General features: G+C 40.5%; 15 protein-coding genes. 8 read left to right on the forward strand and 7 right to left on the reverse strand.

Translation table 11 applies throughout. From position 1 onward, the window contains the following. Nucleotides 1–370: 370 nt before the first annotated feature. Together JZO70_RS01840 and JZO70_RS01845 are read right to left on the reverse strand one after the other, a co-directional pair. On the reverse strand, nucleotides 371–1204 hold the full coding sequence (locus JZO70_RS01840) for an endonuclease/exonuclease/phosphatase family protein (RefSeq protein WP_207671835.1): 834 nt from the start codon (nucleotides 1202–1204) through the stop codon (nucleotides 371–373). Nucleotides 1205–1217: 13 nt separating this feature from the next. Beyond that, nucleotides 1218–3404 (reverse strand): PTS transporter subunit IIBC, encoded by a 2187-nt coding sequence (locus tag JZO70_RS01845; RefSeq protein WP_207671836.1) that lies wholly within the window; start codon nucleotides 3402–3404, stop codon nucleotides 1218–1220. A 204-nt stretch (nucleotides 3405–3608) separates the two neighbouring features. Between JZO70_RS01845 and JZO70_RS01850 the strand changes: the two genes are divergently transcribed. The 6 genes from JZO70_RS01850 to JZO70_RS01875 all read left to right on the forward strand — a co-directional run bounded on the left by JZO70_RS01850 (nucleotide 3609) and on the right by JZO70_RS01875 (nucleotide 11008). Beyond that, nucleotides 3609–5897 carry a glycoside hydrolase family 65 protein gene (locus tag JZO70_RS01850; RefSeq protein ID WP_207671837.1) on the forward strand — a complete coding sequence of 763 codons (2289 nt, stop codon included), beginning with the start codon at nucleotides 3609–3611 and terminating at the stop codon, nucleotides 5895–5897. Beyond that, nucleotides 5890–6546, forward strand: a complete 657-nt coding sequence (gene pgmB / locus JZO70_RS01855) for a beta-phosphoglucomutase (RefSeq protein ID WP_207671838.1) — start codon at nucleotides 5890–5892, stop codon at nucleotides 6544–6546. The genes JZO70_RS01850 and pgmB overlap by 8 nt, the downstream gene beginning before the upstream one ends. Nucleotides 6547–6573: 27 nt before the next feature. Next, nucleotides 6574–7593, forward strand: a complete 1020-nt coding sequence (locus tag JZO70_RS01860) for a LacI family DNA-binding transcriptional regulator (protein ID WP_207671839.1) — start codon at nucleotides 6574–6576, stop codon at nucleotides 7591–7593. A 73-nt stretch (nucleotides 7594–7666) separates the two neighbouring features. After that, the gene (locus JZO70_RS01865) at nucleotides 7667–8473 is read left to right on the forward strand and encodes a metallophosphoesterase (RefSeq protein WP_207671840.1); all 807 of its coding nucleotides are present in this window, start codon (nucleotides 7667–7669) and stop codon (nucleotides 8471–8473) included. A gap of 131 nt (nucleotides 8474–8604) precedes the next feature. Further along, the gene (locus tag JZO70_RS01870) at nucleotides 8605–9456 is read left to right on the forward strand and encodes a MurR/RpiR family transcriptional regulator (protein WP_207671841.1); all 852 of its coding nucleotides are present in this window, start codon (nucleotides 8605–8607) and stop codon (nucleotides 9454–9456) included. Between the two features lie 397 nt (nucleotides 9457–9853). Further along, nucleotides 9854–11008: a hypothetical protein gene (locus JZO70_RS01875; RefSeq protein ID WP_207671842.1), complete on the forward strand. Its 1155-nt coding sequence runs from the start codon at nucleotides 9854–9856 to the stop codon at nucleotides 11006–11008. A gap of 46 nt (nucleotides 11009–11054) precedes the next feature. Here the strand turns inward: JZO70_RS01875 and JZO70_RS01880 are convergent, their stop codons facing one another. From JZO70_RS01880 to JZO70_RS01890, 3 genes are all read right to left on the reverse strand, one after another. Then, nucleotides 11055–13085, reverse strand: a complete 2031-nt coding sequence (locus tag JZO70_RS01880; protein WP_207671843.1) for a choice-of-anchor A family protein — start codon at nucleotides 13083–13085, stop codon at nucleotides 11055–11057. A 1-nt stretch (nucleotide 13086) separates the two neighbouring features. After that, nucleotides 13087–14106 carry a WxLIP family cell surface protein gene (locus tag JZO70_RS01885; RefSeq protein WP_207671844.1) on the reverse strand — a complete coding sequence of 340 codons (1020 nt, stop codon included), beginning with the start codon at nucleotides 14104–14106 and terminating at the stop codon, nucleotides 13087–13089. A gap of 80 nt (nucleotides 14107–14186) precedes the next feature. Beyond that, a complete protein-coding gene (locus JZO70_RS01890; protein ID WP_207671845.1) occupies nucleotides 14187–14831 on the reverse strand; it encodes a WxL domain-containing protein in 645 nt (214 codons plus the stop codon). A 280-nt stretch (nucleotides 14832–15111) separates the two neighbouring features. Here JZO70_RS01890 and JZO70_RS01895 point away from each other — a divergent pair, with 280 nt between their 5' ends. Together JZO70_RS01895 and JZO70_RS01900 are read left to right on the forward strand one after the other, a co-directional pair. Further along, on the forward strand, nucleotides 15112–16038 hold the full coding sequence (locus JZO70_RS01895; protein WP_207671846.1) for a DUF916 domain-containing protein: 927 nt from the start codon (nucleotides 15112–15114) through the stop codon (nucleotides 16036–16038). Beyond that, a complete protein-coding gene (locus JZO70_RS01900; protein WP_207671847.1) occupies nucleotides 16031–17494 on the forward strand; it encodes a helix-turn-helix domain-containing protein in 1464 nt (487 codons plus the stop codon). The genes JZO70_RS01895 and JZO70_RS01900 overlap by 8 nt, the downstream gene beginning before the upstream one ends. Nucleotides 17495–17554: 60 nt before the next feature. Here the strand turns inward: JZO70_RS01900 and JZO70_RS01905 are convergent, their stop codons facing one another. Further along, on the reverse strand, nucleotides 17555–18391 hold the full coding sequence (locus JZO70_RS01905; RefSeq protein WP_207671848.1) for a PRD domain-containing protein: 837 nt from the start codon (nucleotides 18389–18391) through the stop codon (nucleotides 17555–17557). 17 nt (nucleotides 18392–18408) lie between these two features. Continuing rightward, complete coding sequence (locus JZO70_RS01910; protein ID WP_207671849.1) at nucleotides 18409–19818, reverse strand: family 1 glycosylhydrolase; 1410 nt, start codon at nucleotides 19816–19818, stop codon at nucleotides 18409–18411. Nucleotide 19819: the final 1 nt, after the last annotated feature.

The following is a 19819-nucleotide window of genomic DNA, read 5'->3' on the forward strand; positions in this document are numbered from 1 at the left end:
GCTATGTTGTTTGCTTCTATATAATAGAAGCGCCCTACACATTTGGTTTGTTTTATTCGTTCAGTTTTCAAAGGTCTACATTTGATATAACGTGATATTTCGTTGTAATGCTCTGTCGCATCAGCAACTTTTATATCATATCAGCTGCCGTTCAAATAGTCAAGAACTTTTTTCATCTTTTTTTCTGAAAAAATGAAACCGTGAATCAGCAACTTACATATCATATCTTGTATTGAATTGTTTGTCAACAAAAAGTTTTTCGATTATTTTCATGAATCGTTTCTTTTTGCAGCAACGTTTTGTATCTTATCATACCCACAGAGAATGTCAACAGCTTTGCTTCATTTTTTCACAAAAAAAGCTGATCTATTTAAATAGACCAGCTAAAGCTTGCTTCTACACCTAAATGATCACTAATTTGCGGTGTGTCTTTTCCATCAAAAAGTGTTCTGTAGGTTTGCGTTTTAAAATATGATTGACTAAAGATATAGTCGATTCGAATACTTGCTTGATTCTCTTGCCAGCCGTCGATTGGTTTTTCGACGGTTCCTTCGCCTTGGCGCACCTTTGCCTGCTGGAAGCTGTCCCGTAATTGCAAGGGACTATTTAGTACAAGGTGGTAACCTTCATCAGCGATATCGGCAGCATTGTTGAAGTCTCCCATGATGATCAACGGCAAGGAAGATTTTGCTAGTTCAGATTCCAGTTGTTTCCATTCATAAGAAAATCCTTCATCTGGTGACAGCCACCAGGAAAAATGGCCATTGGCTATCATTATTTCCTGCTGTTCATAGTGTGTTCTTACTATTACTACGTTTCGTGTGCGGTAATCGGCTGGATCATCATCTTGCGAAATCAGCAGTGCCTGTGGATCAAGAGGGCTTTTGGATAAAATCCCGACGCCCTCATGATAAATGTCGTAGCCGATATGGTTGTACACCCAACTCCAATAGTAGAGACAGCCTAACTCATTCAACCGTTGGATCAGCAAGTACAAGAAATTGTCTTCATGTATTGCTTTTTGATCCAAGGTTGGTTGAAAGTACTTGTCTAGTGAAGCCGCAGGAGCATCTATACGTTGATTGACTTCTTGCAACCCAACGATATCGTAATCATTACCTGCGATTGTTTGAGCAAGCACTTCGATTTGTTTTTCAGCATCTTCTTCCATCCAACTATGCGTATTTAACGTTAACACCTTCATATTGCCCCACCTTTTAACTATCAATACTTCCGATAGCTTCGCCTTTTTTGACCGTTCCAGTTTTATCAAAGTGATAATTTTCTATCATGTCTCCATTAGTGAAGATGACAATCATGGTAGTCAATTTACCAGCAGCTTCAATTGCAGCTAAGTCTACTTGCGCAATAGCTGAACCAGCTTCAATGGTCTGGCCTTCAGTCGCGGTGATTTCAAAAGGTCCGCCTTTTAGGTCAACAGTATCAATCCCCATATGCAATAGGACTTCAATGCCGTCCTCAGTTACCAAGCCAACTGCATGCTTAGTTGGGAATACAGATGAAACTTTCCCAGCAATCGGGCTGACGATTTGACCATTCTCAGGAATAACGGCAAAGCCTTCGCCCATCATTTTTTGTGAGAATACATCATCTTCTACTTGATCAATTGCAATGAGTTGTCCATCTGCTGGTGCTACCAGTTTTGTTTTGATTCCTTTAAAGGCAGCTTTAGGTTTTTCTTCAACCGCTGGCTGATCGTTAACCGCAGCCGTTGGAATTTCGGCACCAGAATCTAATAAGTCTTGAATATCTGATTTCAGAATATCGGCTTTAGGTCCATAAACAGCTTGAACGCCCTTATCCTTTACCAAAAGTCCCATGGCGCCGGCTTTTTTCCATTGCGCTTCATCGCCGACCTTTTGATTGTCGTTGACTGATACCCGCAAACGGGTCATACAAGCATCGACATCGGAAATGTTGCTTGGTCCACCTAGCAAGTTAATGATTTGCACAATTTGAGAATTGGCATCGGCTGTTCCACCAGTACCAGTGCTTGATGCTGCTTCATCGCCATCATTTTCGTAGTTGCCGTTTCTGCCTGGAGTTGCATAATTGAATTTTTTAATCATAAAGTTCGCGATGAAGTAGGTTAATCCCCCAAAGACAATCGTTACAATCACGAAGTTCAAAAAGTCTCCGCCGATACCAGCATTCAACCCCATCGGTAAGCGAGTCAACAATTCGATGTTCCCAAATGAGTGAACCCGTAAATTGATGACATCCGCCATTGCAAAGGCGGCCCCTTGGATTATCGCATAGACACCATACAACGGTGCGGCAACAAACATAAACATGTACTCTAAAGGTTCAGTTACACCAGTTAAGAATACGGCTGCAGCAGCAGATACGTACATGGATTTGTATTGTTTAAGCTTATCTCTATCTACGTTGCGGTACATCGCTAAGGTAAGTCCCATCAGAATACCGGAAGAACCGATCATCTGCCCGACTTTAAAGCGAGCCGGAGTAAATTGTTCCAATACCTGCGTATATTGAGCCGTGTCTCCTGCGCCGCGTAAGTTAACTAAGTCGGTCGCCCAAGCTAACCAAAGCGGGTCTTGGCCGAATACTTGCTGACCTGCTTGTGCACCAGTCAGGATTTCGTACGTTCCGCCAAGTGCCGTGTAGTTGATGGGAATCGTTAACATATGATGCAGCCCAAATGGCAGCAGCAAACGTTCCAATGTGCCAAATAAGAACGGCGCGAGAATCGGTGCGGTATCTTGTGATTCAGCAATCCATTTCCCAAATTCATTAATACCCGTTTGAATCACTGGCCAAACAACAGCCAAGATCAGCGAAACAATCACTGCACGGAAAATTACTACAAATGGTACGAAACGTTTTCCGTTAAAGAAGGTAAGTACTTCTGGAAGTTTGCGGAAATTATAGTATTTGTTGTAGGCAGTTGCCCCGACAAACCCGGCGATAATCCCGACGAAAACCCCCATATTTAAAGCAGGTGCCTCTAACACACTAGTAAAATAGCCATCTACAAGAATTTCTTGTCCAAAAAGTGTCTGAGTGACTGCTTCTGGATTCGCCAACATCTCACTTGTCACACCGAAAACGGCGCCAGTAATACGATTAATCAAAATAAATGCTAAACCGGCCGCGAATGCACCGCCCGCTTTCTCTTTTGCCCAACTGCCACCAATTGCCAAGGCGAATAATAGATGCAAGTTGCCGATGACTGCCCAACCAATATTTTCAATGACACTACCGGTTGTCACTAGCCAGCCTAAATCTGCGCTGATCATTGGCAGCGACTTCCCAATACTGATCATTAATCCGGCAGCTGGCATTACTGCAATAACTACCATTAACGCCTTTCCGAATTTTTGCCAAAACTCAAAACTAAAAATACCCTTGATTCCCTTCATACGTTACCTCTCCTTTGAAAAAATATTAATGCAATCGGTTGCGCTAATTTGCATTATATACCGCAAAAATAAATTTGTAAACTCTTTCAGCATAAATTTATTATTCACCAACTAGCAGTTTCTTGTCAAGATTAACGCTTTCACTTGACTAGCGCAACCGATTGCGTGTATGATTAAAGAAAAGTTGCATTAAGGAGGAAGAACATGAACCAAATTCAACGACTATTTGATATCGACCCTTGGAAAATTCGTACAACAACCTTAGATAAGCAAAACCGCCGCTTACAGGAATCTCTCACTAGTATGGGAAACGGCTATATGGGGCTGCGGGGAAATTTTGAAGAAACCTACAGCGGTGACCACCATAAAGGAACTTATTTAGCAGGGATCTGGTATCCCGATAAAACACGGGTGGGCTGGTGGAAAAATGGTTACCCTGATTATTTCGGCAAAGTCATCAACGCCATCGACTTCCTGCAGATGAACATTTCGATTAATGATGTGGAAGTAGATTTAGCAAAACAGGAACTGGTAGATTTTGATTTAGAATTAAACATGGAAAACGGCGTGCTAACTAGAAGCTTCACGGTGGTTTTAGGGGATGCTAAGGTGCGTTTTACTTTCCAACGCTTCCTAAGTATTGTCAAAAAAGAACTGGCTGTAATCAAAATGACTGCCGAATGTTTATCCGGCGAAGCGAAAATTCAAGTCATTTCCAAACTAGACAACAATGTGCAAAATGAAGACAGCAATTACGAAGAAATGTTCTGGGTTGAAAAAGAACGGGGACATAAAGAAGAAATTAGCTTCTTAACCGCCCAAACGGTTCCTAATAATTTTGGGATTGAACAGTTTTCCATCACTGCCGCAATGAAGCATGTTGGGAATTTAGAAGCTCAAGTTCAACATGATGATACTCTAGAGGTTTCGGAGCAATTCGAATGGCAGCTAGCAACTGGCGAAACTGGTGAAGTCGAGAAACGTGTAGTTGTCGTGACTAGTCGCGATATTCCAGAAGCAAAACAACGGGAAGCCGCAGCTGAACTATTAACAACCTATAACCAGTCTTACGACGAACTATACAAAGAACAAAGTGCTGCTTGGGCAAAACGTTGGGAACTAGCTGATGTTTTGATCGAGGGCGACGACGAAGCGCAGCAAGGCATTCGTTACAATATTTTCCAGCTGTTTTCTACCTATTATGGAGAAGACGAACGGTTGAACATCGGACCCAAAGGCTTTACCGGCGAGAAATACGGCGGTGCTACTTATTGGGACACTGAAGCCTATGCAGTTCCAATGTATTTAGCTTTGGCCAAACCAGAAGTAACGAAAAACTTATTAAAATATCGCCACAATCAATTACCAGAAGCGAAAATCAATGCGCAAAAACAAGGCTTAAAAGGTGCGTTGTATCCAATGGTTACCTTTACCGGAATCGAATGCCACAATGAGTGGGAAATTACCTTTGAAGAAATCCATCGTAACGGAGCCATTGCTTATGCGATTTACAATTATACCAATTACACTGGCGATGACAGCTACTTGCAAAAAGAAGGTTTAGAAGTATTAAGCGAAATTGCCAGATTCTGGGCGGACCGCGTTCACTACTCTAAACGCAATCAAAAATATATGATCCATGGTGTGACCGGGCCAAACGAATACGAAAACAACATTAACAATAACTGGTACACCAATACAATCGCTGCTTGGGTATTGAAATACACCTTAGAAAGCTATTTGAAGCATCAAAGTTCTGCGACTGTTACGATTACGAAAGAAGAACAAGAAAAATGGCAGGACATTATCGAAAATATGTACTTCCCTGAAGATCAGGAGTTAGGCGTATTTGTTCAACATGATACTTTCTTAGATAAAGATCTGATGCATGCCAGCGACTTGGCACCAGAGGATCGTCCACTGAATCAAAAATGGTCTTGGGACAAAATTTTGCGTTCTTGCTTCATCAAGCAAGCCGACGTTTTACAAGGAATTTATTTCTTTAATGATCAGTTCACTTACGAAGAGAAGAAACGCAACTTTGAGTTTTATGAGCCAATGACTGTTCACGAGTCTTCCCTATCCCCTTCCGTTCATGCTGTTTTAGCAGCTGAACTAGGCAAGGAAGAAAAATCGGTAGAGATGTATCAGCGCACGGCTCGTTTAGATTTGGATAATTACAACAATGATACGCAAGACGGCCTGCATATTACTTCAATGACTGGCAGCTGGTTAGCAATCGTTCAAGGCTTTGCGCAAATGAAGACTTTCAACGATACCTTGAGCTTTGCGCCATTCTTACCAAGAAAATGGCAAAAATATGCTTTCCACATTAACTACCGTGGTCGTTTAATTGCGGTAGCAGTGAATGAAGATGAAGTCACTTTAAGTCTTAAGGAAGGTGCGCCAATAGAAGTCACTATGTACGATCAGACTGTCGAACTTGCTGACAAAGTCTCCGTTCCATTGAAGAAGGAGGAATCAGATGTTTAAAGGAGTCCTCTTTGATTTAGATGGTGTCATCACTGATACCGCCGAATACCATTACCAAGCCTGGAAAAAACTCGGCAGTGAAATTGGTATTGTGATTGACCGAACCTTTAATGAACAATTAAAAGGCGTTAGTCGTGAAGACTCCCTCACTCGTATGCTGGAATACGGCGGAAAAACAGGAGTATTCACTTCGGAAGAATTCGCGGAATTAGCCGCTCGCAAAAACAAAAATTATGTTGAAATGATTCAAAAAGTCTCGCCAAATGATGTGTATCCTGGTATTTTAGAACTGTTAAAGGATTTGAAGCAAGCGGAGATTAAGATTTCCCTTGCTTCTGCCAGCAAAAATGGTCCCTTCTTATTGAAGCAAATGGCCTTGACGGACTACTTTGACGGCATCGCTGATCCGGCCAAAGTGAAAGCTGGTAAGCCAGCACCAGATATTTTTATCGAAGCAGCTGAAATTGTCGGCCTGACACCAGAGCAATGTATTGGAATTGAAGATGCCCAAGCAGGGATTGCTGCGATTAAAGCCAGCGGTGCTTTGCCGATTGGCGTAGGTCAAGCGGAACAGCTGGGAGAGGATATTCCGCTAGTTGCTTCTACTAAAGAATTGACGATCGGCTATTTGAAGGATTGCTGGCAGTAAAAATAAAAAAACGAAAGGAGAGAAATTATGACCGTCACAGTTAAAGATGTTGCTAAAAAAGCGGGTGTCTCTCCTTCGACTGTTTCCCGGGTGATCAATGATCATCCCAGTATTTCAGTAGAAACGAAAAAGAAGATCCGCCATATTATGGATGACATGGGCTATTTTCCTAATGTCACCGCCCGCAACTTAGGCAAGCAACGGGCCAATTCCTTAGGTGTGATTTTACCGCCCTTAGATTCCAACGATCGGATCGGGAATCCTTTGTATCTTGAACTGATTAATGCTGTAAATGAAACGGCGCATGAATTTCGCGTGACCACCGCGGTTGCTTCCGCGAAAACGGCTGAAGACTTATTAGAAAATGTTATTCGGATGCACCGCCAAAAACAGGTGGACGGATTTATTCTCACCTACTCTGAAAAGGATGATCCGATTGCTCAGTACTTATTTGAAAATAAGGTTCCTTTTACTTTAATTGGTCGACCGGCGGAAAAAGAATCTGAAATCATTTACGTTGATAATGACAACCAATTACTGGGTAAACAAGCGACGGAATTTTTACTGGAAAAAGGACACAAAAATATTTTGTTTGCTTCCAACGTCAACCAGCAAATTATCTTTTTTGAACGTTACTTTGGTTATCAAGAAGCACTAATGCTGGCAAACTTGCCGACTCATCCGCCGATTACCTTGACTCAGCCGGAAGATTACGCGGCCTTTCCTGAAATTATTGAGGGAACCCAGGCAACGGCTTTGGTAGTGATTGATGATATTTTTGCTTTACGTATGATTCAATTGGCTAATTTATATGGTTATCAGGTGCCGGATGATTTATCGATTATTAGTTTCAATAATTCGATTTTTGCCACCTTGGTCCATCCATATCTAACAACGATCGATATCGATATTTCTGATTTAGGTCGCTTAGGTACGCAAAAACTAATGGAGCAAATCGAAAAACAGCCAAGTAACGGCGTCCAGTTGGTTGTTCCTCATCAACTGATTCAACGAGAAACGGTGATCGAAAATCCTAAGAAACACTAAAATGCGAGGAGCGCAACTTGTGGCTCCTGGCTTTTTTTGGCTATACTGGCACAAATAGAAAGAAGGAACCTTGATGCTGGTAATCGTCTTATGTGCAGCAGTGATTTTACTGTATGCCTGGTATGAAACTTTTTGCTTAAAGGAAAAGCATTTTAGTATAGATAAAGAAAATAACTTAACGATTAACGAAGGAGAAACGGGGAACTTCAAAATTGCCCACATTAGCGATATCCACTTTTCTCGCTTTTATTCGGCGAAGCGTTTTGCCAAGGTTGTCGAAGCTGTCAATCAGCAAGAACCTGATTTGCTGATTTTTACTGGTGATTTAATAGAAGATTTTCGTTATTGGCAAAAAAGAGATTCCGCACCCTTGATTCAGCAATTGAGTGCATTAAAAGCTGACAAAGGCAAATTTGCTATTTTAGGAAATCATGATTATCAGTCTGGCGGCCGTAAACCTGTGGAAGAATTGCTGATTAACAGCGGTTTTGTCCTTTTAGACAATCGCACCCAGCTGGTTGGCGCTCTCAGTTTAACCGGCATGGAAGACAGCCAGGGAGGAAGCCCCGATTATGCACTAACACCTTCTCCGGCTGATTTTTCGATTTTATTGCTCCATGAACCTGATCAAGTGGACCAGGTTCAGTCTTTAAACGCCTATGATTTAGTCTTAGCTGGTCACAGTCACGGTGGACAGCTGCGCCTACCTTTACTCAACTATCGAAATCATGGATCAAAGAGCTACTGGACTGGTATTTATCCCCTTTCTAAGACTGCCATGTTAGTCGTTAATACGGGAATTGGTACAACCGGCCCGCCCCTGCGGTTCCGGGTGAAACCAGAAATTCTCTATTTTCATTTGCAGAATGTCTATGCTTAAAGCTCAAGTATCACAAAACAAGGGCAAAACGGAATTTTAAGTATTATACCTTGTCGTATTCATTAAAAATTATTCCGTTATTTGACCAAAAAAATGATATAATAAAGAAAAAAACGGAAAAGAGGTTGGCTATGAGTGTTCTTTCCCATATGGACAGCATGAAGAAGGATATGTCTGCTGCCGAGAAAAAGATCTATCGTTACATTTGCAAACACAAAGAAAATATTCCCAACATGACAGCTAGTCAAATAGCTGCTGGCGCTGGCTCCAGTGCACCGACTGTTGTTCGTTTTTCGAAAAAAATGGGCTTTAACAGTTTAACAGCTTTTAAAATCAGCTTATCTGCTGAAACCAGACAGCCATTAGAAATTACTGGTTACGAGGATGTGGATCCAAAAGAACCTTTCCAAAGTCTGAAAAATAAATTGGCTAATAATGCCCAATTTACTATCAGCGAAACCACCGAGCTTTTCAATGAGGATACATTCAAAGATGCGTGTAAATTACTTGAATCAAAAGATTTCTGTTTTGTTGCTGGTGTGGGTGCTTCACGTCTAGTTGCTGACGATGTGACACAAAAATGGACTCGTTTAGGCAAAAACATTGTTTACGAAAATGACTATAATCTGCTTTTGCCGCAATTAGTGACTAATGCTAGACAAAGCGTCCTGTTTCTTATTTCCAATTCAGGAAAAACACCTGAACTTATCGCAATTGCTGAAACAGCTAAAGAAATGCGGATTCCGATTATTGTGTTGACACAATTTGGACAAAACCGTTTAGCAAAATTAGCAAATGTTCATCTGCAAACCTCACGTCCGATGGAAGCTGAAGTTCGCAGTGCGGCCACCAATTCAATTATTGCTCAGTTCATCACCATTGATCTATTGTTCTACTTGTACATTAGCCGCAATCAAAAATATGCGAAAAAGATTTTCAGTACCCGCAAAGCGATTGACCAATATCGAGAAAAGTATTTCTAAGAAACGCATCGGAGTTTTTGGTGAAATAACCAGAACTTCGATGCTTTTTTAAAACAACCTTTCTGTAACTTTTTCATCACTAATGACAAAAGTTATATTATTGCGATTTTTGAGGTTATACTCCCCGTCACACATTAACTTCTTTTACTTGCAAAAAAGAAAAGGTATTGACAAAAAACTTTCAATAACGTCCATTATAAGTTAAAAAAATATTTGATTACGGTCCTAAAATTCCCCCATAAAATAAATTTTGTGTAAAAAAATCGATAGTAAGCGTTTTCTTAGTTTAAAAAACCTAATGAATACACTAGAATCTACTATCTTATTTCTTTAATACAAGGTAAACTATAGATATAAAATATAGGATTTACTATTTATACGGAGGGCGAGATTAGCAATGAAAGCAAAGAAAAAAAAACAGTTAAAAGCACAGTTTATAAAAGAATCTCCTTTATTTCAACTAAAAAAAGAAACTCGATCGTTGATAAAAAAGGGAGAAAACCCTTATTTCCTTGCCTTGGACTGTTTGTATCATCGTTATCACTACACACACTTTGGTAAATCGGACAAACAACTGATGGAATTCATGGAACGCTACCTATTGGACTTCCTTGATCCAGCCAGTTATCCGATTAGAGAAGAACAGCTACTGCATGAAATGGCCTATTATCAACAGCTGCTGGAGACCTATTACTTGTTCAAGAATGACTCTGATGCTTTCCAGAAAAGTATTGAGTGGACAGAGGACATCTTTGCTGACCAGCTGGAGACAATTAAACAGTGGCCAGAACGCTTTGTTCTCAGCGTATTTGCTGTGAAGAAAGAGGATCAGGGTTTCTATTTTATCGACGTTAGAAATCAAAAGAAATATTTGATTCAAAATGTTCATGTACAAAATTTAAAGCGCCTAGCTGCTAGAAAATTGCAAGTACTGGCATTGATTGTTCCAATCGGGGAAAACTACATTTCCACTCCCCCAATGATTTGTGAACCGGATCAAATTATTTTAGAAGTCTTCAAAAAGGCTTCGGATGAAAAAGCACCGCTTGATATCATCCAATGGTACACAGGCACTATCCACGACCAGCTGATAGAAGACAATGATTTTGAAGAATTCGACAGGCTGGCTGAATTAGATGCAATGTCCGAAGGTCCCGATTGGGAAGCGATCGAAAGTGAAAACCCACCTTTCTATTCGGCAATGAAAGAGCCCGGGGAAACATCTGAAAGCTTGGCACGAAGAATGCTGGCCCAAGATAAAACCCTGGATGAATTTATTTACAAAGAACAAATGCTGGCCTTTCTTGTTCAAATAATTGATCGATACCCGCAAATGTTTTTTGCCCGTTCAAATGCTTTTTCAATAACTGAAGCGCTGCGGGATGTCTTTACAGATGAAGATATTGACGATGAGCAATTCGAAATCTACAGTAATTTTGCTTCACTTTTCTGGCATAGCTTCTTGGAAGAAAACATGCCTGAGGAAATCAAAAAAATCGAAAAATACCAAGTTTCTAAAGACTACTGGTTTGAACAGTTCATGTCTTATTAGAGACGTTAAAAAGCCAAACTCTTTTTCAATTTTAGAGTTTGGCTTTTTATTGTGGCGCATTGGAAAGGGACCAGCTCAGTTTCCCATGATAAGTGCCTGGTTCTGGTGCAGTATTTTCAAGGTTAAGTGTGGTATTTGTAGAGAGTTTATCACTAAAGGAACCCGTGAATTGACTGCTGCCAGCTTTGCTGAAAGCGAGACTTTGTCCCGATGTCACTTTGCCGTTTAGTAATCCAGCCGCTTCGTCAGATGAAAATGAAATGCTGCCATTCACTTCGGTCTTCCCATCACTAAAAGGCGATAGTTGAACAGATAATGACCAGGGCGATTGTTGCTCTACGTAGCGATTGTCAGTGACCTTTACCGTCAGCTGGTCGTCCCCCATTGAATCTGAATCGCTAGTTGTCGTCCCATTAACTAGTTTGTAACTTGGCTCAGCAACATATTGGCTTAAATCCTTCGATCCAAACTGCAAGTTAGGTATTTCCTCTAACGTCAAATAACCAGAAACAATAATAGTAGCTTGAGCTTTAATATCAGGGTATCCGGGAATCTGCACGGTAATTGTATATTTGCCAACAGCTAAATTCGCTAAGTCAATTCCTTTAGCAATTGGGATGCTGGTAAAAGGCTGATCGTCTGTTGCTGCCTCCACCGCTGCCCCATCATAATTCGTCGTTTGAATGCCCAGATGGACCAACTGCCCTGGAAGCACTTGAATGGGCGCAGTTACCGCTGTATCATCTTTAGTCAAGGCAATTGAAGGGACTTTCCCTGGAACCGGAGCCTGATTGCCAGGCCAGGCTTTTCGATCAAATTGATTGGCTGTTGCCTGATCTAAAGGCAGCTGTGATTTCATCTCAATATCTCCACCAGCAGTGTAGCTGGAGTGCATCACGTCTAATCCACTTTCACCAGCGAAAATATCGCCCATTGGTGCCAGTACCGAACCGTAAAACTTACTGGCAATAATCGAAACCTTCGTTGCATTAGGAAATGAATCAATAATATGACTGCCTAATGCAGCAATTGAAGCGTCACCGGAAACAGTGAAGCTATTGTTCCATCCCCAAGTATAGGCACCCGTATTCTGCCAATTGACGATAATGAAAGGCAAAATGCCGCTGCTGGCTTGTTTGTAGTTCATTTCATAGGCATCGTTGTCGGCTAGTTGCTCTAGGTTAAATACCACAACAGGGGTACTTTTACCGGTATACTGACTCAAATCAATCGTCATCTGATGAACGTTTTTATTACTTGTTCCATTGTTAATGGTTTGCTGCGAAGCTTGAATCGATGCATCAGAGACCGCAACATCTCTACCTTGAGTCAGCGATTGATATTGATTAGCGATACTCTCCAAGTTAACCTTCGTTGTATCCTGCCAGTTGCTGCTGTCAATCTCGTTGTCTTTGAAGCTTTTCAGATCATTGGCTAGGTGTTGAGATTTCTTCTCAGCCGGCACATTTCCTTGATTTACAATAATCTTTTGGTTAGGAAACATTGATGGATTACTTAAGACTGTAGCGAGATTAGCATTAATCCTATTAGTTACTAAACTAATATTTTCCTGGGGATCAGAGACAGCCAGGCCACCCGGCAGATTAGGTGTAAACAAACTTGGCCAACTATTCATAGAATCGATCTCATTAGCCCCCATGAAACCGGTAGTGTCTTGATGTCCCAGTGTAATCGTTCCACCGGCAAAGGCTGTAAACTCAGTCCCAACGCCTAGAGGATAGCTGGGTAATTTGGTTGAATCAAATACAGAAACCGCTGAAGCAGCTTTTATTGCTGGGCTTTGCTGGAGGGGTGCTGGTTCACTGCTGGCGACTGTGGAAGCTTCGGTACTAGTACTGGTATAGGTACTGTCACTCGTACTAGTCGAGGAAGTGCTAGTAGCAGTACTAAAGTCAGTTGTCGCTGATTCTGTAGTACTGGTACTAGCTTCCACTTCTGAAGTTGTCGATCCACTGGTGCTAGTCGAAGTTGATTCTGCCGCAACAGCCAATGGACCACTTAACAGATTGGCCATTAAAATCAAAACTGCTGTTAGAAACACCCTTTTTCTGCTCATGTTATCGACTTCCTTGTTTGCCTTTTCTTTTTCCGTAAGCATAAGTTGCCCCTAAAAGAATGACAACTAAAAGAATAATCAGCAACCACCAGTAATTTTGTTCTGGTAAATCGACTGCTTTTTTATTAATCGCTTTTGCTTCATCGGCTGCTATCGTAAAGTCTCGTTCGAAATGCCATGTTTTGTTGCCAGAGGCAGCATCTAATTTCAACTGGTAGTCACCTGCCTGCAACGGTTGATTGTCCCAACCAACAGCAAAATCATAATTGGAATTTGGTGCCATTTCCTGATTTTCTTTTTTCGTTTCCTTTAGAACCTCTGAATCCCCTTTTTTGTAAATCTTGGCATCGACTGTCATCGCGCCAAAGGCTATTGGTTCAACATTTTGCAAATTAGCGATCACAGCGGTGTGGGAGTCAGCTAAAGCTGGCTTCACATCGTTTAGCTTCAATTCAGGAGTAACCTTTTGATTCTGATCTTCTGTCAGTGAAATGCCTAATACTAAAGCATATTCATTTTTGATGGCTAACGTAGCTTGTTGATCCGATGTTTGCGTTTCTTCAGTTTGATCGACTTCTTTTCCATAAAATCCGCCAGAAATGGTTCCTTTAAAAGAATCAGCTGGTACTTTCACAGTAAAGGTAACATCTTTGCTCTCCTTGGGATTTAGCTGTACCTCTTGTGGTCCAGAAATCAACTCAGAAAGTGTATATTGAGCAGAAGAGTCTTTGCGATAATCGTGCTGGCTGTATTCAATCGTCCCGTTCTGATTCGTAAAAGCAGGATTAGGAGATACTTCTACTTTAATTGCTTGATCTTCTTGGTTAGTCACCCGAACGGTCAGGTCTTCTGTTTGGTTAGGTGCAACCTGCAAATCAAAATAAGTGGCGTCGCTTATTTGATTATCTGGGCGAACTGCCTCTAGGGTAAATCCGGCCCCGGCTGCTTGAGCATTCACAGCTGGTAAAAAGCTAAGTACTACTAACAGCACCGAAATAATCATCCATCTTTTCTTCTTCATCTGACTCTTCCTTTCTAAATACAGTTTCTACGTTCAAACTTGTAAAAAATCGAACGCCTTAAAGCGCCCGATTTATTAAATTATTCTGCTGCTGGTTGTGCTTGTGCAGTTGCTGATAAGGTCCAAGTAAGTGTTGATGTGTACGTACCAGCTTGAATACTTGGGTTTGCTGGAACGTTCAACTCTCCACCTAGTGCAAATATGTTACTGAAAGTACCTTTATCTGGAGCTGCTGTGATAAAGATATTGTCCTTACCATTATCCGTTATATCAGTGGTAACGGGAGGAGTCGTTTCTACCGCAACGCCATTTGATGAATCAGATTTCGCAGTAAGGGTCAATGTGTTGCCTGAAATAGTATCCTTCCCGTTAGAAAATGGTGTCATATTAACAGCCAGCTTCCAGCCATCATGAGAACCGCGGTAATCTGAGACACTTGCTTGGTTATCAGTAATCTTCGTGCCATCCAAAGTTAGCTTTTGATCATCAGTGAAATCTTCAATTGTAGGATTGGTGCCATTTTTTGAAAACTTCAAATCGGAAACCTTATCTAAGGATAGTTTCCCAGCATCAATGGTAAACTCAGCAGTAGAATTTCCTTGTGCTGGTGTGTCACTCGTTGCTGTTCCATTAGTTATTGTAGCTGCTGAAGCTGTTGAAGCAAATCCAGTCCACGCACCTAGAACAATTCCAGTTAGTGTTAGCGTAGCTAAAATCTTTTTCATTATCGTGTTCCTCCTATATAATAGATGTCAAAGTTACTTACAAATAGTACAAAACTTACTACTTATGTTTGCTAATTATAATCGTTCTAAAAAGTTATTCAACGAGTTTGTTTGTACTTTACTGCTTATAAATGCTGGAATACCAGCTATATTAAGCTTCTTTCAATAAAGATAAAATGATTTTTCTGAAAGTGAATCTTTCTTTTCTTTTCATTTTTTCGCTTTATTTTGATAAACTAGTGACATTGTTTGCACTTATACAAAAGGGAAGGGAATAAATTTGTTCAAAAAATACGCTTTTTTAATTTGCATTTTGGTTTTTAGCCTTCTTCCTATTACTGCTCAAGCTCAAGAAGTTGGATTTGGTGCTGCTTCCCTTCTTCCAGAAAATCAGCTAGATAATTCTTCCTATTTTAATTTACTGGTGGACCCTGGTAAGAAACAGCAGCTTCACATTCAACTTAAAAATTTTGAGGACCATCCTAAAACAATCGTGATTACCCCCACGACTGCTTTTACTAACAAGAACGGCCAGCTTGATTATTCAATCAGTCGGCATGTTCCGTTAAGTGGACCGAACTTTCGAGATGTAGTCTCTCCACCACAGAACATTACACTTCAGCCGAAGGAAACAAAAATTGTTACCTTTACTCTTTCTATGCCGAAAGAGTCTTTCTCAGGTCTGCTTTTGGGAGGATTTCACATTCAAGATGAGGCTGAATCTAGCAATAGCAGTTTTCAGCAAGAGTTTTCTTATACTATCGGAGTCATGCTGCGAGCAGAAAAAGCACTCCCTGATCCCCAGCTGCACTTGAACCAAGTGTCTGCAGTAGGCGATCAGCTAGCGGTCCAGTTGGAAAATCCTACCGGTGCTTTGATTAGTCAGTATCGATTGACTGGAACATTGAAAAAAAATAATGGGAAATCAATCGATGTCATTTCTCAAACCATTAGCGCGGCTCCTCAAGATGCGTTTACTTTACTATTAGCTGCTGAAAGTGAGCTGACAAGCGGGAACTATACCTTGCAGTTAAAAATCGCCGGAGAGAAAACCTATCACTTTCAAGAAAAAATTTCGATTGATAAAACAGAGAGTGGTCTGATTATAAAACAGCAACCGAATCCTCTTGTTTACTTATTGGCAGTCGCTGTATTGATTGCTTTACCTCTCTTCATTTTCCAAAGAAGGAGGAAACGACATGTTTGAAGAAATAATGTTTGATTCAGTTGCGCAACTAAAGTTTCGCATTTTTAAAAATTTAGCTGGGCAGCTTCAAGGCAGCTATACCTACAATCAATTAGCTGCTGAAACGAATCTGTCTTATCAACAATTCTATAAGCTAGCTCATGAAATCAATGACGAATTGTTGGCGAACGGTTTACTGCAGGAATCCATTATTGTTCCCAACACCGGTATCGCCACTACAAACTTATCTCTAACGATTGACGAATACCGCTATTTTCTTTTAGAAAACAGCTTACCTTTTCAATTAATGCGGGCCTTGCTGCTGAAACCAGAGCTAGGCTTGGAAGGATTTTGTCAGCAGCAATTTGCCAGCCGATCAACCCTCAGCCGACGAACCCAACCGTTGATCAAGTATTTAAGAAGGTATCAAATAACCATCAATTTTCAGCAATTTAAACTAACCGGTCAGGAAACGGCCATTCGTTTAGTCTTTTTCTATTTTTTCTGGATTGGCTATCGTAATCTTCGCTGGCCTTTTGAAATCTCGAAAGCGGATGCTGAAACTTACGGAGCGCCTTTTCTCAAATTTTCGCCTTTAGAAAAAAACTTCGTCGGCAAGCTGGAGGCAGCCATGTACTCGGCGGTCGCCTTAACAAGGATTAGCCAAAAGAAGATAGTCGCTTACGATCCAGCAATGGATTTTCTGTTTGTCGGTAATAAACGGTATGATCTTGATATTTACGCCGCACTCTTCGATTTATCTCATGAAGAATCTCAAGGCGAAGCGGCTTCTGTTTACTTTTTGACCAACTTTTTACCTTTCTATGAAAGCAAAAGTGATCCAGCTATCCAACAGACGATTACCCTCTTTACTAGAAAATCAAATGTGATCTGGGAATTTGTGGAGGCCTTTCGTGAATTTGTCCTGCATGAATTGCGTATTAATTTAGATGACGAGACGCGAGATTTAATGATGGCGAATCTCGCCAATATTGTATTAGCATTTTACGGCTTTCGGGGACCTTTTCCAAACTTGCCCTATTTAATGAAGAAACCGTCGCCTAAATCAAGCGATACCCTTCTTTTAGAAGAAAAGATCAGTAGCTTTTTATATAAAATCACCGATCAAGCAGAATTTTCGATCTTTCGTCCTTCGATTCAACCACTTATTGCAGTTTTGCGTAACGGCGTTTCCAGCTATTACTATAAACTGGTCAAGGATCAACCACTTAAAGTTGGTGTCGTTGTCGAGTCTAACTTGATGCTGGTCAAGCCGCTGAGTGATTTTTTACTAGGTATCAATTTTATTGAAGCAGAATACTACAAAAAAGAACATACTTACGATTTCATTATCACTACTTTTTCAAAGCTTGAAACTTCGGCTGTAGTTTATCATTGGGATTATAATGAAGGGTATCAGCATATGGGGGCCCTTTATACGGCATTGAGGGAAGCGTATTTGAGGAAAAATCGCTAAAAAGCTGCAAGAATAAAATTATCGAATGGATAATCAAATTCTTGCAGCTTTTTCGTGTCTTCAATAGACTCTTGAAATGTGTAACGTTAAATAGAGCAACTCATCTTGATTTACAGCTGCTTGGATTTCCTCTTCCACATACTCCTTTATTTTTAAAGCAGCATTGAACTCTTTGGGAAACCGTTGTTTAACTGAAGCTAATAGGAATTCATCTTTTTCTGGGAGCTCTTCTTTTCTTATCATGCGAGCAATAAAAAATTGCAAATGGGTAACGAATCTTAAATACAGCATCGATTCCTTGTTCACCTTTTTTTCAGGGAACAAATAACTCAGCAGCGTCAGTATGTCTTTCAACGCTCTGACAGAAAGCATCGTTTCTTCCATATTTGCTTGATCGCTTTGAGCATTCACTATATGAAAAGCAATATTGCCAGCCTCTTCCTCTGAAAGCTCCACATCCAGTTTTTTGTTCAATAATTCAATGGCGTAGCAACCGATCGAGTACTCTTTAGGGTAATATTTTTGAATCTCGATTAACAGTCGATTTTGGAAAATAATCCCCTTTTCACTTCTTTCAATTGCATAATTCAGATGATCAACTAGTGTAAAAAATAAGTTCTTATTCAGTGGTTCATCATACTTAGTATTCGCTTGATCGATAATTTTTTTAACACAAATGATTAACTCATCAGGGACATCCTCAAACAGTTTAATGTAGTCCTTCTTTAGAGAATCGGAAAGTGAATCAAGCTTGAATACTTTTTGAATTTTATCGGCTGGAACTAAATCGCCTTTTTTCATTTGAAAGCCGATGCCTTTTCCCATCAAAACAACTTCTTTGTCATTTTTATCCAGACATAATACCAAGCTATTATTTAATGTTTTAGTTACCCTCATTCGATTCACCTTTTCCTCTAACTCAAACCGTTTTGACTAATTACCTTCTGATACCAGTAAAAGCTTTCTTTTTTTATTCGTTTTAAGGTTTTGAGTTCCTTATCTGTTCGATCAACGTAAATGAAACCATAACGCTTATTGAAGCCTTGGTGTGTACTGACTACATCAATTGCTGACCATGGACAATAACCAATTACATCGACTCCATCAGTTAGTGCTTCTTGAATAACAAAAATATGCTTTTGCAAATAATCAATTCGGTCGTTATCCTGTATTTTTCCGTCTTCGCCAACTGTATCAGGAGCACCGTAGCCATTTTCGGTAATTAAAATGGGCAGTTCATAACGATCATACAGCTTACGCAAGGTCAATCTTAAGCCTGTCGGATCAACTACCCAACCATATGGCGTTTTATCGACATAAGGATTTTCGGCCGCTCGATAGACGCCTTCTTCACCCAGCATAATTTGTTGATCACCAGCTCTAGCTGAAACATCTGATCCATCATTTTTACTTGCTGCAATCGTCGCAGTGGAATAATAATTGATGGCAATAAAATCTGGCTTTCCGGCTGCTAAACACTCAAAATCTCCTGCTTCAATTTTAGGATATATGTCACGATCATTCAAATACTTTTCAAATAAATAATTGTATTTCCCACGAACCGCAGCATCTAAGAATGACCAGCCCCGTAATGTTTCCCAATTATGAGCTGCGATCGCATCCTCTGGATTAGCTGTCGCTTGATACATAGCTGTCAAATTGATGGCTGGGCCAATTTTCCCTTTCATATCCAATTGATGATAAAGAGCAATTGCTTGAGCTTGGGCCAATAAGACATGATGATTAATTTGGAAAAGTTCTTTTTTTGAAGGCAAACTGCCGTCTTTAGGAAGACCAATAGCTCCAGGATGTAAAATCATCGTATTTTGTTCATTGATAGTCAGCCAATAGTTTACCTTGTCGCCATATTCAGCGAATAATACCTTCACGTAATCTAAAAAGCAATCAATTGTTTGACGATTCAACCATCCTCCCTGCTCCTCTAAATGATAGGGCAAATCAAAATGATACATGGTAACAATGGGTTCGATTCCATTTTCTAAACACTCATCAATTACCCGATGATAAAAATTGATTCCTTTTTCATTCGTCTCTCCGGGGTTCTTCCCCATAATACGAGTCCAGGCTATTGAAAAACGAAATGCTTTTAGCCCTAATTCTTTAAAAAGCAAAATGTCTTCTTTATAATGATGGTAAAAATCTGAGGCGACTTCAAAGCCCGCCACATCTTCATCATGCTGATATTCGTCGATAATTGATGGTAGTTTCCCGTCTTCTTGATAGGCACCTTCTGCCTGATAAGCACTGATAGAAGCACCCCACATGAACTGCTCGGGAAATGACGAAAGCTGTTGGTATTGCACA

The sequence above is a fragment of the Candidatus Enterococcus moelleringii genome (genome assembly GCF_017377575.1).
Lineage (GTDB): Bacteria > Bacillota > Bacilli > Lactobacillales > Enterococcaceae > Enterococcus_A > Enterococcus_A moelleringii.

What these genes read in the sequence shown, in the direction of transcription:
- JZO70_RS01865 (WP_207671840.1), top strand. Translation starts at nt 7,667, where the DNA reads ATGCTGGTAATCGTCTTATGTGCAGCAGTGATTTTACTGTATGCCTGG.
- JZO70_RS01875 (WP_207671842.1), top strand. Translation starts at nt 9,854, where the DNA reads ATGAAAGCAAAGAAAAAAAAACAGTTAAAAGCACAGTTTATAAAAGAA.
- JZO70_RS01860 (WP_207671839.1), top strand. Translation starts at nt 6,574, where the DNA reads ATGACCGTCACAGTTAAAGATGTTGCTAAAAAAGCGGGTGTCTCTCCT.
- JZO70_RS01870 (WP_207671841.1), top strand. Translation starts at nt 8,605, where the DNA reads ATGAGTGTTCTTTCCCATATGGACAGCATGAAGAAGGATATGTCTGCT.
- JZO70_RS01850 (WP_207671837.1), top strand. Translation starts at nt 3,609, where the DNA reads ATGAACCAAATTCAACGACTATTTGATATCGACCCTTGGAAAATTCGT.
- JZO70_RS01890 (WP_207671845.1), bottom strand. Translation starts at nt 14,831, where the DNA reads ATGAAAAAGATTTTAGCTACGCTAACACTAACTGGAATTGTTCTAGGT.
- JZO70_RS01840 (WP_207671835.1), bottom strand. Translation starts at nt 1,204, where the DNA reads ATGAAGGTGTTAACGTTAAATACGCATAGTTGGATGGAAGAAGATGCT.
- JZO70_RS01845 (WP_207671836.1), bottom strand. Translation starts at nt 3,404, where the DNA reads ATGAAGGGAATCAAGGGTATTTTTAGTTTTGAGTTTTGGCAAAAATTC.
- JZO70_RS01880 (WP_207671843.1), bottom strand. Translation starts at nt 13,085, where the DNA reads ATGAGCAGAAAAAGGGTGTTTCTAACAGCAGTTTTGATTTTAATGGCC.
- JZO70_RS01905 (WP_207671848.1), bottom strand. Translation starts at nt 18,391, where the DNA reads ATGAGGGTAACTAAAACATTAAATAATAGCTTGGTATTATGTCTGGAT.
- JZO70_RS01885 (WP_207671844.1), bottom strand. Translation starts at nt 14,106, where the DNA reads ATGAAGAAGAAAAGATGGATGATTATTTCGGTGCTGTTAGTAGTACTT.
- JZO70_RS01900 (WP_207671847.1), top strand. Translation starts at nt 16,031, where the DNA reads ATGTTTGAAGAAATAATGTTTGATTCAGTTGCGCAACTAAAGTTTCGC.
- pgmB (WP_207671838.1), top strand. Translation starts at nt 5,890, where the DNA reads ATGTTTAAAGGAGTCCTCTTTGATTTAGATGGTGTCATCACTGATACC.